8 protein-coding genes and 3 rRNA genes are annotated in these 16,992 nt (G+C 64.5%); all 11 read right to left on the bottom strand.

Annotation, left to right across the window (positions count from 1 at the left end):
* Positions 1–17 precede the first annotated feature (17 nt).
* Positions 18–1,754 (bottom strand): DNA repair protein RecN, encoded by a 1,737-nt coding sequence (gene recN, locus AC1MBE_RS16110; protein ID WP_479779624.1) that lies wholly within the window; start codon positions 1,752–1,754, stop codon positions 18–20.
* Between the two features lie 3 nt (positions 1,755–1,757).
* Positions 1,758–2,795 carry an NAD kinase gene (locus AC1MBE_RS16105; RefSeq protein ID WP_479779623.1) on the bottom strand — a complete coding sequence of 346 codons (1,038 nt, stop codon included), beginning with the start codon at positions 2,793–2,795 and terminating at the stop codon, positions 1,758–1,760.
* Positions 2,796–2,841: 46 nt separating this feature from the next.
* Positions 2,842–3,648, bottom strand: coding sequence for a TlyA family RNA methyltransferase (locus AC1MBE_RS16100; protein WP_479779621.1), 807 nt, complete (start codon positions 3,646–3,648; stop codon positions 2,842–2,844).
* Positions 3,645–3,893 carry a hypothetical protein gene (locus tag AC1MBE_RS16095; RefSeq protein WP_479779619.1) on the bottom strand — a complete coding sequence of 83 codons (249 nt, stop codon included), beginning with the start codon at positions 3,891–3,893 and terminating at the stop codon, positions 3,645–3,647. Before AC1MBE_RS16095 ends, AC1MBE_RS16100 begins: the two co-directional genes overlap by 4 nt.
* 10 nt (positions 3,894–3,903) lie before the next feature.
* Positions 3,904–4,896, bottom strand: coding sequence for an HAD-IIA family hydrolase (locus AC1MBE_RS16090; protein ID WP_479779617.1), 993 nt, complete (start codon positions 4,894–4,896; stop codon positions 3,904–3,906).
* A gap of 6 nt (positions 4,897–4,902) precedes the next feature.
* Positions 4,903–6,780, bottom strand: coding sequence for a tetratricopeptide repeat protein (locus tag AC1MBE_RS16085; RefSeq protein WP_479779615.1), 1,878 nt, complete (start codon positions 6,778–6,780; stop codon positions 4,903–4,905).
* 366 nt (positions 6,781–7,146) lie between these two features.
* Positions 7,147–7,263: ribosomal RNA gene (gene rrf / locus AC1MBE_RS16080) — 5S ribosomal RNA — on the bottom strand.
* Positions 7,264–7,503: 240 nt separating this feature from the next.
* A 23S ribosomal RNA gene (locus AC1MBE_RS16075) occupies positions 7,504–10,637 on the bottom strand.
* A 567-nt stretch (positions 10,638–11,204) separates the two neighbouring features.
* A 16S ribosomal RNA gene (locus AC1MBE_RS16070) occupies positions 11,205–12,729 on the bottom strand.
* The 16S, 23S and 5S rRNA genes sit together here, the layout of an rRNA operon.
* Positions 12,730–13,251: 522 nt before the next feature.
* Positions 13,252–14,565 carry a tyrosine--tRNA ligase gene (tyrS, locus tag AC1MBE_RS16065; RefSeq protein WP_479779613.1) on the bottom strand — a complete coding sequence of 438 codons (1,314 nt, stop codon included), beginning with the start codon at positions 14,563–14,565 and terminating at the stop codon, positions 13,252–13,254.
* Between the two features lie 115 nt (positions 14,566–14,680).
* On the bottom strand, positions 14,681–16,909 hold the full coding sequence (locus AC1MBE_RS16060) for a HelD family protein (protein WP_479779611.1): 2,229 nt from the start codon (positions 16,907–16,909) through the stop codon (positions 14,681–14,683).
* Between the last annotated feature and the right edge of the window lie 83 nt (positions 16,910–16,992).

Here is a 16,992-nt window from a genome sequence, read left to right as displayed (position 1 = left end):
CCGGCGCCGGCTGGCCGTTAGGCCTGCGGCAACAGCTTGGCGTCGTCCAACAGCTCCTGGGCGTGCGCGCGGGCCGATTCGGAGTCTTCCTGACCGGCCAGCATGCGGGCCAACTCGCGGACCCGTTCCGCCTCGTCGAGCAACTGGACGTCGCTGGAGGTGAAACCGGTCGCCGTCGCGCCGTCGGCCCCGCGCACCGAGGTCTTGGTGACCCGGATGTGCTGGTCGGCGAAGGCGGCCACCTGCGGCAGGTGCGTCACCACGAGCACCTGGACGTGCCGGGCGAGCATGGCCAGCCGGCGGCCGATCTCGACGGCGGCGCGGCCGCCGACGCCGGCGTCGACCTCGTCAAAGACGAACGTCGGCACCGGGTCGACGGCGGCCAGCACCACCTCGATGGCGAGCATCACACGGGAGAGTTCACCGCCGGAGGCACCCTTGCCCAGCGGCCGGGCCGGTGCGCCGGAGTGGGGCTGCAGCAGGAAGGCAATCTCGTCGGTACCGAACGGGCCCAGCTGCTCGCCGGGGTCGACGTTGATGACCAGGGTGGCATCGGCCATGGCCAGCGCGGTCAACTCGGCACTGACCCGGGCGGAGAGGTCCTTGGCGGCCTTCTTCCGCGTCTTGCTGATGGCCGCGGCCTGTTTGCGAAGGTCCGTCTCGGCGCGGGCCACCTCGGCGTCCAGCGCCTCGATCCGGGTGGAGTCGTCCTGGAGTTCCTCGTAGCGTGCCCGGGCCTGCTCCGCCCAGACCAGTACCTCGTCGATGCTGGGCGCGTATTTGCGCACCAGCTTGGCCAGCGCGGCTCGGCGGTCCTCGATCTCCGCGAGCCGTTCCGGGCCCTCCGTGTCGAGGGAGGCCTGGTAGCTGGCCAGGTCGCCGGCGATGTCGTTGAGCAGGAAGCCGACTTCGGCCAGCCGGGCAGCGGCGGAGCCCAGCTCCCCGTCGTGTTCGGCGACGTGCTCCAGGGTGCGCTTGGCGGCATCCACCAGGGTGGTGGCGTCGGCGTCCTCGCCGAAGTCCTCGGAGATCAGTGCCTGGTGCGCGGTGCTGGCTGCGATCCGGAGCTCTTCGACGTTGGCGAGCTTGACGGCCTCGGCCTTGAGCGAGTCGTCCTCGCCCGGCTGCGGGTCGACAGCGTCGATCTCGGCCAGCGCGGCCTCAAGGGATTCCGCCTCGCGCAGCCGTTCGCGGGCGGCGCTGCGGAGTTCGTCCAGTTCGGCCTGGCTGGCCTTCCAGTGCGCGTGCAACTCCTGGTAGGCGGCCAGCGAACCGGCGAGGGACTCCCCCGCGAACTTGTCCAGGGCTTCGCGCTGCGCGACGGGGCTCTTAAGCCGGATCTGGTCCGACTGTCCGTGGACCACCACCAGCGTCCCGCCGATCTCGGCAAGGACTCCGACCGGCGCGGCGCGGCCGCCGAGGTAGGCGCGGCTGCGCCCGTCGGCACCGACGCTGCGGGCGAGCAGCAGTTCCGCGCCGCCGTCGAACTCCTCCACCTCCGCACCGGCCTCGCGCGCACGGGTCACCGCGGCGTGCCCGGCATCAAGCTTCAGCACGGCTTCGGCGGAGGCGCTTTTCGCGCCGCTGCGGACGGCGCCGGCGTCGGACCTTGCGCCGAGCAGCAGCCCGACGGCGGTGACCACCATCGTCTTGCCGGCACCGGTCTCACCGGTCACCACGCTCAGGCCGGGGCCCAGCGGCAGCGTCGCGTCGGTGATGACGCCGAGGTCGCGGATTCTCAGTTCTTCAAGCATGGGTCACTTCGCAGTCGAGGGATCGGTTGGTGCTTCCGGGTCCGCGCCGGGGCCCGCATGACGGGGCGTGGGCAGCGCACGGCTGGGCCGCGGGGTGCGCACCACCGGGAGGGGCCCGGTGGGGATGGCGTCGGTCTGCGGAACGGGGCCGCGCCAGCCCTGGATGGGGAGTTCAAATTTGCGGACCAGGCGGCCGGAGAACGGGGTCTGGTGGGTGCGGGCCAGCCGGACCGGGGTGGCCGAGCGGGTGACTTCCACGCGGGCGCCGGGCGGCAGGTCCACCGAGCGCCGGCCGTCGCACCACAGCACGCCCTGGGCGTCGGTGCGGTTCAGGATTTCGACGGCCAGCCGGGACCGGGGCGAGACCACGAGCGGCTTGGCGAAGAGCGCGTGGGCGCTGATCGGCACGATCAGCAGCGCCTCGACCTCGGGCCACACCACCGGCCCGCCGGCGGAGAACGCGTAGGCGGTGGAGCCGGTGGGGGTGGCGAGGACGACGCCGTCGCAGCCGAAGGAGGTGAGAGGGCGTTCATCGACCTCGGTGACCACCTCGAGCATCCGTTCCCGGTTGCCCTTTTCAATGGCGGCCTCGTTCAACGCCCAGGTGTGCCAGATCTTCTGCCCGCGGACCCACACCTGCACGTCAATGGTCATCCGCTCCTCCACCGTGTACTGGCGGCTGGCGATCCATTCCACGGTCTGGGCCAGGTCCGCCCGCTCGCTCTCGGCGAGGAAACCGACGTGGCCGAGGTTGACGCCGAGCAGCGGCACGTCCACCTCGCGCACCAGCTCCGCGGCGCGCAGGATGGTGCCGTCGCCGCCGAGCACCATGACCAGTTCGACGTCGGGCAGTTTGACGTGGTCGTGCAGGACCTCGACGGGCTGGTCCAGCCGGCCAAAGAACCTGACCATGTCGCCGAGCTCGGATTTCTGCATCACGGCGACAAGGCCGAAGGCGTGCAGCTGGGCGCACGCTTCCCAGGCGGCTTTGAGGGACTCCTCGCGGCCGGTGTGGGCAAGGATGAGGACACGCCTGCTCATCGGGTTCCGCCTTCTAGTGCTTCTCGTGCTGCTTGTGCTTTCAGGGCTACGGCCAGATCGTTCCGAGTAACGCAGCAACGGCTGCGTCCCGCTCCTCGATCTTAGGCAGGTCTGTCCGGATCCCGCGTTTTATCCACAGGAAGTACTCCACGTTTCCGTCCTGGCCGGGCAGCGGGCTCTGCGCGAGACCCGCCAGGTCCAGGCCGGCGTCCATCGCCGCGGACGCTACCTTGGCGACGGCCAGGCGGCGTTCCCGCTCGGAGGTGACCACGCCGGTGCGGCCCAGCCGGTCCTTGCCGATCTCGAACTGCGGCTTGACCATCAGGACCAGGTCCCCGCCCGGCTCGGTGCATGCCGCCAGCGGCGCCACCACGAGGGTCAGCGAAATGAAGGACAGGTCCGCCACGGTCAGCGCCGCCGGGCCGCCGATCATTTCCGGCGTCATGTAGCGGACGTTGAGCCCTTCATGGACCGAGACCCGGGCGTCGCTGCGGATGTGCGGTACCAGCTGGTCATGCCCGACGTCGACGGCCACGACATGCGCGGCGCCGCGCCGCAGCAGCACCTCGGTGAAGCCGCCGGTGGAGGCTCCGGCGTCGAGGCAGCGTTTGCCGGAAACCTCGACGGCGGGAAAGGCGTCCAGGGCACCGGCCAGTTTGTGGGCGGCGCGGCTGACGTAGTCGTCCTCGGCCGTGCCGGCGACATCAAGGGCCATGCCGTCCTGGACCTGCAGGGAGGCCTTGGCGAGCACCTCGCCCCCGGAACTGACTTTGCCTTCGCCGATCAGGCGCGCGGCATGGGTACGTGACCTCGCCAGCCCGCGGCTGACCAGGGCCTGGTCAAGCCTGGTCATCGTGGCGCGTCTCCCGCAGGCTGCCCGGTCACGTCCTCGTTGAGGGCGGCGGCCAGCTCGTCGTGCAGGCCGGCATAGAGCTCGCCGTGGTCCGCGACCGGCAGCTCCGGCAGCGCACCGAGGCGTCCCAGCAGCGCGTCAACGGCAGGGTCGCCAACGGCGGTGTCCTCCGCGGGCTCGGGCCAGTCGACCCGGGCGGCATCGCTGCCCGGGTGCGCGTCAAGGGAGGGGTTTGGCTCGGTCATGCTCTCCAGTCTAGTGATTCAGCCATTCAAGGCGGGGCGCCTGGGCGCGCGGGGCCTCGGGGTTCGCGGCCCACCAGGCGGCGCAGGCCGCCCGCCAGGCGTCGAGGTCCGCGGGGTCTCCGCTCACGTGCACGGTCGTGCCGTCCACGATGGCGGAGGCGGCTCCGCAGCGGTAGTGTCCCTCGCCGTCGTGCTCCACCGCCGGGTACGGGCGGTAGAGGTCGGTGAGGTCATTGATCAGGAAGGTGGGCCGCTCCAGGGTGCGCGCGGCGAGGATGGATTCACGGGTGTCGACGCCGGTCAGCACGGCCACCGTGGCGAAGCCGGCGTTGTTGCCGCCGATGATGTCGGTATCCAGCCGGTCGCCGACCACAAGCGGGCGGTCGGCGGCCAGCCGCTTGGCCGCGGCGTGGAACAGCGGCGCTTCCGGCTTGCCTGCGACCTGCGGCTGCCTGCCCGTTGCGGCCGCGACGGCGGCAACGAGGGTGCCGTTGCCGGGCGCCATGCCGCGGGCCTGCGGAATGGACATGTCCGTGTTCGTGGCCACCCACAGGGCACCGGCGGCGACGACGTAGGACGCCTCCGCGAGGTCCTTCCAGCCCAGGTCCGGGTGGAAGCCCTGCACGACGGCGACGGGGTTCTCGGCCTCACTGCGGACCGGCACCAGCCCGGCGAGTTCAATTTCGCGGGCCAGGGCGTCACCGCCGGTGATCAGCACCCGGGCGCCGGCGGGCAGCAAGGAGGCTAGCAACTCACCGGCGGCCTGGGACGAGCTCACCACCTGCTGGTCTTCGGCTGGGGCGCCGAGGTCACGCAGGTGCTGCGCCACCTCGGCGGGCGTGCGTGAGGCGTTGTTGGTCACGTAGCCCAGCCCGACGCCGATGCCGGCGAGCCGGCGGAGCGACTCCACCGCCCCGGGAATGGCGTGCGGACCCGCGTAGACGACGCCGTCCAAGTCGGCGAGGAGCGCGTCAAACCGGGAAATCAGCTCAGCTTCGGCCATGAGCGACTACTCCTCGGCGCGTTCCGGCCGGTGGGACTCATCGGCGGGGGTGTTCCCGGTTTCGAGGTCGTCGGTTTCCACCCCGTCGCTTTCCACCCCGTCGCTTTCCAGTTCGTCGGCTTCCACGGAATCCTCGTCCGACTCGGCGTCGTCGGACTCGAAGAAGTCCGGCTCTTCGTCGTCGGAGCCGGCCTCAAGATCGCGGGCGGCGGACTGCGCTGCGGCGGTTTCCGGGAGGCCGGCGACGGCTTCCGCGCCAGCGGCGCGGGGTGCGGGACCGCCGGTAGCTGCGGCTGCTTGCTGCTCGGACTGCTGCTGCAGGGTCCGGCGGCGCTGCGCTTCCTCGCGAGCTTCTTCTTCCTCGTCCCAGCCGAGGTCAATGATGTCCGGCTCCTCGTCGATGCCCAGGCCCAAAGCCTTCTCGGCGACGGAGGCCTGACGCTGCCACTTCCCGGCTTCGGCTTCACGGCCGGCTGCGGTCAGGGCATCGGCGTAGGCACGGAAGAGCCGCGGGCTGTAGGAGAAGGCACGGTTGATGTCCAGCTGCGCGATTTCCAACTCGGAGACCGCGGCATCGAACTGGCCCAGGTCGGTGCGGGCGCCGGCCGCGACGATGGCCAGCTCCACCTTGCCGGGAGCGTCGAGGTCCTTGGCTTCTTCGGAGCGGGCCATGTCCAGGGCGCGGTCCGGGCGGCCGAGGCCACGCTCGCAGTCGGCCATCACCGGCAGGTGCATGTTGGATCCGCTGATCCGGCGGTAGGTGCGGAATTCACGCAGCGCCTCGCCGTAGTGTCCTGCGGCGTATGCTGTCAGGCCAACGGCTTCGCGGACGGCTGCGAGGCGGCCACCGCGGCGGCTGGCCGCCAGGGCGTGCTGGAAGGCGAGTTCCGGCTCTTCATCGAGCAAGCGGCCGGCCATCACAAGGTGGCGCGCCACCCATTCGGCGCTGTTGTCCTCGAGCGTTTTGATCTGGTGCTGCGTGGCGCGGTCGAGCTCCTTGCCGGTGACGTCCTCATCGATCTGCGGTGACCGCTCGCGGTCCGGGCGGTTGGCGCTGCGCAGGTCCCTGGCATTCGGTTCGCGTACGGGGCGGTCCTCGGCGCGGTCGCGGCCGAAGGTGCGGGGGCCCGAGTCCCGGTCAAAGCTGCGGGCCGGACGATCGTCCCTGTTGCCGAACGGCTTACGGTTGTCTCCACCGCTGAACGGTTTGCGGTCTCGGTCGCTGCCGAAGCTACGACGCTCCCCGCCTTCACGGGATGGACGATCACCAAACGGCTTACGGTCACGGTCGCCACCACCGGCGAACGGCTTACGGTCACGATCGCCACCACCGGCGAACGGCTTACGGTCACGATCGCCACCACCGGCGAACGGCTTACGGTCACGATCGCCACCACCGGCGAACGGCTTACGGTCACGATCGCCACCACCGGCGAACGGCTTACGGTCACGATCGCCACCACCGGCGAACGGCTTACGGTCACGATCGCCACCACCGGCGAACGGCTTACGGTCACGATCGCCACCACCGGCGAACGGCTTACGGTCACGATCGCCACCACCGGCGAACGGCTTACGGTCACGATCGCCACCACCGGCGAACGGCTTACGGTCACGATCGCCACCACCGGCGAACGGCTTACGGTCACGATCGCCACCACCGCTAAACGGCTTACGATCACGATCGCCACCGAAGCTACGACGCTCCCCGCCCTCACGCGACGGGCGATCACCAAACGGCTTACGGTCATCCTTGGCCCGAAAACCACGGGGGTCTCCCCCGGAGTTGTTCGTGCCGCGGAACCCGCCGCCTCCAGAGTTACGGCCCCCGCCGAAGTTGCCGCGGTCGTTGCCGCCGCGGTTGCCGTCGTTGTGCTCAGCCATGGTGGATTCCTCCTGTTATGAGCTGACCACTGGCGCAATCGCAGCCGCTCTGTTTCCGTGTTTCGTTCCCTACGCAACCCGAAATCAAGCGCTTCGAAGTCCGTACATCTCAATCAATTCTAGGCGAGACGCCCCCGCCCGGCTAACGGCACGGACGCTGCCGGTCGCCGCGGTGGCGAGTCTCACAAGCCGCCCCGGAACGACCTGCCGGAGGGTTCTCGTTTTAGCGGCCTCTTGTGCGGGAGCGTCGTTGACATGCTGGCAGGATCTGCGGGAGGGTTCGGTGTTCGTCGCCCGGCTCTGCGGGTTTGGGTGTTAAAGAGCTCAGGCCCCGACACGTGGTGTCGGGGCCTGGCTGTAATGGTTGTCCGGCGGTGACCTACTCTCCCACACCCTCCCGGGTGCAGTACCATCGGCGCTGTGGGTCTTAGCTTCCGGGTTCGGAATGGGACCGGGCGTTTCCCCCACGCTATGACCGCCGTAACCCTTGCTCCACACCCGTGGGCCCCTTGTGCGGGGTTCCCTGGGCGGGAAATCTGTGTGGTTACAACTTCCTGCCCCTTGGGGGCAGTGTGGTGTTGTTATTTAGTTTTGGTTCCTCAGCAACGTGCCCGTGGCGGGTTTGTTGTTTGGGAACCACATAGTGGACGCAAGCAGTCTTGTTTCTTTGTACCCTCCCCATGGGTGCGAACCCCTTTTGATGTTGGTTCGCGGGGTGGGTGTGTGGTGTAAGTTATCGGCCTATTAGTACCGGTCAGCTTCACGAGTCGTTAGTCCTCGCTTCCACATCCGGCCTATCAACCCAGTGGTCTGGCTGGGGGCCTCTCACACACAAGGTGTATGGAAATCTCATCTCGAAGCGAGCTTCCCGCTTAGATGCTTTCAGCGGTTATCCCATCCGAACGTAGCTAATCAGCGGTGCACTTGGCAGTACAACTGACACACCAGAGGTTCGTCCGTCCCGGTCCTCTCGTACTAAGGACAGCCCTTCTCAAATTTCCTGCGCGCGCAGCGGATAGGGACCGAACTGTCTCACGACGTTCTAAACCCAGCTCGCGTACCGCTTTAATGGGCGAACAGCCCAACCCTTGGGACCTACTCCAGCCCCAGGATGCGACGAGCCGACATCGAGGTGCCAAACCATGCCGTCGATATGGACTCTTGGGCAAGATCAGCCTGTTATCCCCGAGGTACCTTTTATCCGTTGAGCGACGGCCATTCCACAATGTACCGCCGGATCACTAGTCCCGACTTTCGTCCCTGCTCGAGATGTCTCTCTCACAGTCAAGCTCCCTTGTGCACTTACACTCGACACCTGATTGCCAACCAGGCTGAGGGAACCTTTGGGCGCCTCCGTTACTTTTTAGGAGGCAACCGCCCCAGTTAAACTACCCATCAGGCACTGTCCCTGACCCGGATTACGGGCCGAAGTTAGATGTCCAAAGTGACCAGAGTGGTATTTCAACGATGACTCCACCCGAACTGGCGTCCGGGCTTCAACGTCTCCCACCTATCCTACACAAGCCACTCCGAACACCAATACCAAACTATAGTAAAGGTCTCGGGGTCTTTCCGTCCTGCTGCGCGTAACGAGCATCTTTACTCGTACTGCAATTTCGCCGAGTTTATGGTTGAGACAGCGGGGAAGTCGTTACTCCATTCGTGCAGGTCGGAACTTACCCGACAAGGAATTTCGCTACCTTAGGATGGTTATAGTTACCACCGCCGTTTACTGGGGCTTAAATTCTCAGCTTCGCCTTGCGGCTAACCGGTCCTCTTAACCTTCCAGCACCGGGCAGGAGTCAGTCCGTATACATCGTCTTGCGACTTCGCACGGACCTGTGTTTTTAGTAAACAGTCGCTTCCCCCTGGTCTCTGCGGCCCCTGCACGCTCCGGACAGCTAGTGTCCATCACGATGGGGGCCCCCCTTCTCCCGAAGTTACGGGGGCATTTTGCCGAGTTCCTTAACCATAATTCTCTCGATCGCCTTAGTATTCTCTACCTGATCACCTGTGTCGGTTTGGGGTACGGGCGGCTAAAACCTCGCGTCGATGCTTTTCTAGGCAGCATAGGATCACCGAATCCCCCCATACGGGGGTCCCGTCGGGTCTCAGGCATCATGAACGGCGGATTTGCCTACCGTTCGCCCTACATCCTTAGACCGGGACAACCATCGCCCGGCTCGGCTACCTTCCTGCGTCACACCTGTTAATACGCTTGCCTCCCAGGTTTCGGTCCCGCGCTCCACCAAAACCCTCACACCACAAGGGTGATCGGGCAGGTCTCGGGCGGTTAGTATCCCCTGTTCAGCATGGGCGGTTTTTCGCCGGTACGGGAATATCAACCCGTTGTCCATCGACTACGCCTGTCGGCCTCGCCTTAGGTCCCGACTTACCCAGGGCAGATTAGCTTGACCCTGGAACCCTTGATCATTCGGCGGACGGGTTTCTCACCCGTCTTTCGCTACTCATGCCTGCATTCTCACTCGTGTAGGCTCCACCGCTGGTTTACACCGCGACTTCACTGCCCACACGACGCTCCCCTACCCATCCAGACGCCTGAACCACAAGGGCTTAGCTAATATCTGAATGCCACAACTTCGGCGGTGTACTTGAGCCCCGCTACATTGTCGGCGCGGAATCACTTGACCAGTGAGCTATTACGCACTCTTTTAAGGATGGCTGCTTCTAAGCCAACCTCCTGGTTGTCTTCGCAACTCCACATCCTTTCCCACTTAGCACACGCTTAGGGGCCTTAGTTGGTGGTCTGGGCTGTTTCCCTCTCGACTATGAAGCTTATCCCCCACAGTCTCACTGCTGCGCTCTCACTTACCGGCATTCGGAGTTTGGCTGACGTCAGTAACCTTGTAGGGCCCATTAGCCATCCAGTAGCTCTACCTCCGGTAAGAAACACGCAACGCTGCACCTAAATGCATTTCGGGGAGAACCAGCTATCACGAAGTTTGATTGGCCTTTCACCCCTACCCACAGCTCATCCCCTCCATTTTCAACTGAAGTGGGTTCGGTCCTCCACGACGTCTTACCGTCGCTTCAACCTGGCCATGGGTAGATCACTTCGCTTCGGGTCTAGATCACGCCACTGCAACGCCCTGTTCAGACTCGCTTTCGCTACGGCTTCCCCACACGGGTTAACCTCGCGACGTAACACTAACTCGCAGGCTCATTCTTCAAAAGGCACGCCGTCACCCCAACACAGCAAGCTGCGGAGGCTCCGACGGATTGTAAGCACACGGTTTCAGGTACTGTTTCACTCCCCTCCCGGGGTACTTTTCACCTTTCCCTCACGGTACTGGTCCGCTATCGGTCATTAGGGAGTATTTAGGCTTATCAGGTGGTCCTGACAGATTCGCACGGGATTTCTCGGGCCCCGTGCTACTTGGGATACTTCCCAGGCGGCACACTACATTTCGGTTACGGGGCTCACACCCTCTCTGGCCGGCCTTTCAAGACCGTTCACCTATGCACATGCTCTCACCCCACTGTCCCGGCAGAGACAGAACGGAAAGTCCCACAACCCCGACCATGCAACGCCCGCCGGCTATCACACATGGAACGGTTTAGCCTGATCCGCGTTCGCTCGCCACTACTAACGGAATCACTATTGTTTTCTCTTCCTGCGGGTACTGAGATGTTTCACTTCCCCGCGTTCCCTCCACGCACCCTATGTGTTCAGATGCGGGTCACCAGGCAACTCGCGTCCCTGGCGGGGTTTCCCCATTCGGACACCCTGGGATCACAGTCCGGTTATCGACTCCCCCAGGCTTATCGCAGATTCCTACGTCCTTCTTCGGCTCCTAATGCCAAGGCATCCACCGTGTGCTCTTAAAAACTTGACCACAAAAGATCAAGGAGTAATTTCGAGAGAACCACAGAAACCAACCACACCCAACAACACCACCCCAAAAGGGTGACACCATCACGCGCAGCCAGATCCAGGTTCATATTCTTGGAAATTGCTTCTTATAAAAGATGCTCGCGTCCACTATGTAGTTCTCAAACAACAACCCCGTACCACACACCCCACACACCAGACCCCCACAAAAGGGACCGAACAGTGCATGAAACGTCGCAGCCGGGAAACCAGAAACACAAGTCCCACACCCCGCACCCCCAAACCCCCCGAAAGGAGAAGAACGCGCAGGCCATGGTCCTGTTGTCTCAGGACCCAACAGTGTGCCAAACACTAAACCGCCTGCGTCCCGCCCCCGCCGTTCCAGGACACCCTGCTCCACAAGAGAGCAGCACATCCGTACTGGGCAAGGACAAAACCATGCGGCCGCTATTTGTTGATATTCCACCCGTGAGCACCCGCCGCAGAACAATCGTCTGCGCAACGGGCGTACTCCTGACAACACCACCACACGGGCATAACGCCCGGCGGGGTTGTTGTAGGTGCTCCTTAGAAAGGAGGTGATCCAGCCGCACCTTCCGGTACGGCTACCTTGTTACGACTTAGTCCCAATCGCCAGTCCCACCTTCGACAGCTCCCTCCCACAAGGGGTTAGGCCACCGGCTTCGGGTGTTACCAACTTTCGTGACTTGACGGGCGGTGTGTACAAGGCCCGGGAACGTATTCACCGCAGCGTTGCTGATCTGCGATTACTAGCGACTCCGACTTCATGGGGTCGAGTTGCAGACCCCAATCCGAACTGAGACCGGCTTTTTGGGATTAGCTCCACCTCACAGTATCGCAACCCTTTGTACCGGCCATTGTAGCATGCGTGAAGCCCAAGACATAAGGGGCATGATGATTTGACGTCGTCCCCACCTTCCTCCGAGTTGACCCCGGCAGTCTCCCATGAGTCCCCGCCATTACGCGCTGGCAACATGGAACGAGGGTTGCGCTCGTTGCGGGACTTAACCCAACATCTCACGACACGAGCTGACGACAACCATGCACCACCTGTGAACCGGCCCCAAAGGGGAAGGACTGTTTCCAGCCCGGTCCGGTCCATGTCAAGCCTTGGTAAGGTTCTTCGCGTTGCATCGAATTAATCCGCATGCTCCGCCGCTTGTGCGGGCCCCCGTCAATTCCTTTGAGTTTTAGCCTTGCGGCCGTACTCCCCAGGCGGGGCACTTAATGCGTTAGCTACGGCGCGGAAAACGTGGAATGTCCCCCACACCTAGTGCCCAACGTTTACGGCATGGACTACCAGGGTATCTAATCCTGTTCGCTCCCCATGCTTTCGCTCCTCAGCGTCAGTTAATGCCCAGAGACCTGCCTTCGCCATCGGTGTTCCTCCTGATATCTGCGCATTTCACCGCTACACCAGGAATTCCAGTCTCCCCTACATCACTCTAGTCTGCCCGTACCCACCGCAGATCCGGAGTTGAGCCCCGGACTTTCACGGCAGACGCGACAAACCGCCTACGAGCTCTTTACGCCCAATAATTCCGGATAACGCTTGCGCCCTACGTATTACCGCGGCTGCTGGCACGTAGTTAGCCGGCGCTTCTTCTGCAGGTACCGTCACTTTCGCTTCTTCCCTACTGAAAGAGGTTTACAACCCGAAGGCCGTCATCCCTCACGCGGCGTCGCTGCATCAGGCTTGCGCCCATTGTGCAATATTCCCCACTGCTGCCTCCCGTAGGAGTCTGGGCCGTGTCTCAGTCCCAGTGTGGCCGGTCACCCTCTCAGGCCGGCTACCCGTCGTCGCCTTGGTGAGCCATTACCTCACCAACAAGCTGATAGGCCGCGAGTCCATCCAAAACCACAATAAAGCTTTCCACCCCCCACCATGCGATGAGGAGTCATATCCGGTATTAGACCCAGTTTCCCAGGCTTATCCCAGAGTTAAGGGCAGGTTACTCACGTGTTACTCACCCGTTCGCCACTAATCCCCCAGCAAGCTGGGATCATCGTTCGACTTGCATGTGTTAAGCACGCCGCCAGCGTTCATCCTGAGCCAGGATCAAACTCTCCGTTGAAGAAAAACAGACACAACCAAAGAACCACGGGAAAACGCGGAACCAGGCTGCACAAAATTTGAAACCAGCTAAAAACACCAGACCCACCACGGGGTGGCAGATCCGGCACAATCAACCAATTCAATACAATAAATTGGTATCAACAAACTTGGCACACTATTGAGTTCTCAAACAACAGACACATTCGGATACTTGTCGAAACAATTCACTCAGTGAATTTATTCATTTCGCTTTTCTTCGCTGCGATGTTTTCAGCTTATTTCATTATTTTCTACTTTGCAAACCCGGAAGTTCTTCCGGAATTCACTCCGCAGAAGCGAATCCACCCAGCAAAATGCGAAGCAATTTCGATTTCCCACATCGTGTGCAGGAAGAATTGCTTCTCTTTGTTGGGGGTTTGTCGCCACTCAGCGGCGGCGACTCAGAAAACAATACACGCTCCCCTCCGGCCGTGCAAATCGGACGGAGAGGAGCGTGCAGGGGCCCCGGAGATTGCCCGCAGCCAGCTCGAAAGCGTGGCGGCTAGGCTCCCGAAACCTCCACGGTGGCCAGGTTCTTCTTGCCGCGGCGCAGCAGCAGGTAGCGGCCGTGCAAAAGCTCCGCGGGAGCGATAACTGCATCAGGATCGGAGATCTTGGTGTTGTTCACGTAGGCCCCGCCCTCCCCCACGGTGCGCCGGGCCGCAGACTTGCTTTCGGACAGCCCGGTAGCCACCAGAAGATCGATGATCCCGAGTCCGGAGCCGTCCACGGTCGCAGAGGGCAGTTCCGCCGTGGCGGCCCGGAGGCTCTCTGCGTCCAAGGCGGCCAGGTCCCCGCCGCCGAACACGGCAGCGGACGCGGCGATGACTTTTTCGGTGGCCTCGACACCGTGCACCAGTGAGGTCACCTCGTAGGCAAGCTTCCGCTGGCCTTCACGGGCGAACGGCCGCTCCGCGACCGAGGCTTCGAGTGCTTCGATCTCGGCACGGCTGAGGAAGGTGAAGACCTTGAGCCGGGCGGCGACGTCGGCGTCGGCGGTGTTGAGCCAGAACTGGTAGAAGGCGTACGGGCTGCACATTTCTGCGTCCAGCCAGATCGCGTTGCCCTCGCTCTTGCCGAACTTGGTGCCGTCCGAGTTGGTGATCAGCGGCGTGCCCAAGGCGTGCACGTGCTTGCCCTCCACCTTGCGGATCAGGTCGGTGCCGCTGGTGAGGTTGCCCCACTGGTCCGAACCGCCGGTCTGCAGCACGCAGCCGTAGTCGCGGAACAGCTGCAGGTAGTCCATGCCCTGCAGGATCTGGTAGCTGAACTCGGTGTAGCTGATCCCCTCATCCGAGTTCAGTCGGGTGGCGACGATGTCCTTCTTGATCATGGTGCCAACGCGGAAGTGTTTGCCGATGCCGCGCAGGAAGTCGATGGCGCTCAGCGGGGCGGTCCAGTCGAGGTTGTTCACCATCCGGGCCGCGTTGTCCCCTTCGAAGCTGAGGAAGCGCTGGACCTGGCCCTGCAGCCGGCCCACCCATTCCGCCACGGTTTCCGGGGTGTTGAGCACCCGTTCGGCGGTCTGCCGGGGGTCACCGATCAGTCCGGTGGACCCGCCCACCAGGCCGAGGGGTTTGTGCCCGGCCAGCTGGAGCCGGCGCATCAGCAGCAGCTGCACGAGGTTGCCCAGGTGCAGGCTGGGCGCGGTGGGATCAAAGCCGCAGTAGTACGTCGCGGGAGCGCCGGCAAGCAGTTTCTCCAGCTCCGCCTCGTCCGTGGAGACGTGGACAAGGCCGCGCCATTTCAGCTCCTGCCAGATGTTGGCGAAGCCGGGGTCGTTCTGCTGGGACTGAAGATCATTTAGCTGGGACACGGAATCTAAGTTAGCAGGATCGCCGGGGCCGGACCGCCCCGCTGCAGCTCGTGACGGAACGTCACCCGCCGCCGCGTCCTGACGTAACGGCGCGACACAGCGGCGGGCAGCCGCCCTACTCTTCGATGCCGGCGGGCACGGGCGCGGCTGCGATGAGGCGCAGCCGCTGGGTGGGGCGGGTCATCGCTACGTACAGGTCGCCCACCCGGCCGTGCTCGTGGTTAAGCATGGCGGACGGTTCCAGCACCACGACGCCGTCGAACTCCAGCCCCTTGGCCTCGCGGGGGCTGATCACCACAATATCCTGCTCGTAGCTGCCGGCCCCGGTGCCGACGCGGCGGCCGTACGCGGCGCGCAGCGCGGAGGTGGCCTCCGGCAGGAGCCCGCCGTCGGCAATCACGGCCAGCAGGCCGCCGTCGAGCGCGTCCAGTTCCTCCGGGAGCACCTCGAGGAGCCGGCCGACGATCGCGCCGGACTCGACCCGGTCGATCACCGGCGACCAACGGCCCTCCCTCACGGCCTTGGGCGCGGAGACGACGAGCCCGGCCGCGTTGGCCATCCGCGCTGCCGCCTCGGCGATCTGCGACGGGGTGCGGTAGTTGACGGTGAGTTCTTCCAGCTGCCAGCGGTCGCCGAACATCGGGGCCAGGGCGCTCTGCCAGGACTTAGCCCCGGCGACCGAGCTGGTCTGGGCGATGTCACCGACGATCGTGAAGGACTTCAGCGGGCAGCGCCGGACCAGCAGCCGCCATTGCATGGGCGAGAGTTCCTGCGCCTCGTCCACCACAATGTGCCCGAAGGCCCAAGTGCGGTCGCTGGTGGCGCGCTCGGCTGCGGTCAGCCGCGCCTCGCGTTCCTGGTTCTGGTCCACCAGCTCTTCGGCCGAGATGAGGACATCCACACCGGCCGTTTCCATGTTGACGAGGGTTTGTTTGGCGTTGGCCAAGTCGCGGGCGCGGTCGTGCTCCTGCTGGGCCAGTCCCCGGCCGGCAGCCGGATCCAGTTCGCCGAGCAGTTCAGCGGCCTCGTCCAGCAACGGCACGTCGGCCTCGGTCCACGGCGATCCGGCCGGCCGGAGCAGCAGGGCGCGTTCGGCGTCACTGAGGTGCGGGGTGCACGCCTCCAGGATGGCGGGCTTGCTCAGCAGCTCCCCCACCAGTTTTTCCGGAGTCATCGGCATCCAGCACAGGTTCAGGGCCACCCGGACGTCACGCGCCGAACGGACGTCCTCGGCGAGGTAGGAACGGTCGGCGTTGTTGCCGATGCTGCCGGCCTCCACCAGTTCGGTCATCTGCTCGGTCAGTTCGCGCAGCAGGATCTTGACGAAGGAGACCCGTGCCTCGTTGTGCGGCTTCCCGGTGGCGCGTGCCTTCTCCCGCGCCCGGCGGACCTGCCGCGGGGTCAGCACGAGCTTGCGGCCGTCCACTTCGAGGATGCGGTTCTCGGCCGGGACCCGCTGCCGGTTGGCGACGGCGTTCGCCACCACCTCGGCCATGTCGAGCCGGCCCTTGATGGCCGCGACGTCGGAATCGTCTTCGGCGACGGCGTGGATGCCGGGCATCAGACGGCCCAGGCTGGCCATCACAACGCCGGTTTCGCCGAGGGACGGCAGCACCCGCTCGATGTAGTTCATGAACGACGACGACGGTCCGACCAGCAGCACACCGGCGGTCTTGAGCCGGTCGCGGTGCGTGTAGAGCAGGTAGGCGGCCCGGTGCAGGGCCACAGCGGTCTTGCCGGTGCCGGGTCCGCCCTGGACCACGAGGGCTCCGGAGATGGAGGAGCGGATGATCCGGTCCTGCTCGGACTGGATGGTGCCGACGATGTCCGACATCCGGCCGGTGCGCTTGGAATTCAGGGCGGCGAGCAGCGCGCCCTCGCCCTGCAGGGAGTCGTTGTCCGCCAGCAGGTCGGCGTCGAGCACGTCATCCTCGATCGCCTTCACCTGGCGGCCCTGCAGGATCAGGTGCCGGCGGCGGCGTACGCCCTGCCGGTCGAAGGCGGTGGCCTGGTAGAAGTGGCCGGCTTCGGGCGCCCGCCAGTCCACCATCAACCGCTGCAGGTCCTCGGTGGTCAGGCCGATGCGGCCGATGTACTGGGCCTCGCCGGAATCGAGGTCGAGGCGGCCGAACACGAGGCGATCGTCGACGGCGTCGAGCTGGGCGAGGCGGTCCTCGTAGAGAGCGGCGAACGCGTCCCGCTCGGAGACGTTCTGCATGGTGCCCACGGCACCTGCACGGCGGACCTGGGCGAGCTGGGCGCGCTTTTCCGCCCGCAGCTCGTCCAGCCGGGCGTAAAGTCCGGCCACATAGTCGCGTTCATGGGCCAAATCAGCGTCGTGCATCGAGCGTTCCCCTATCGAAAAAGACAGACCAACCATTCTACAGCGATTTCGGCTCCCGCTCCCGAAATATGTCGGTTTTCTTC

The sequence above is a fragment of the Arthrobacter sp. BG5 genome (assembly GCF_056680155.1).
The sequence above is the reverse complement of the archived record's forward strand: the minus strand, read 5'-3'. Positions and strand labels throughout refer to the sequence as shown.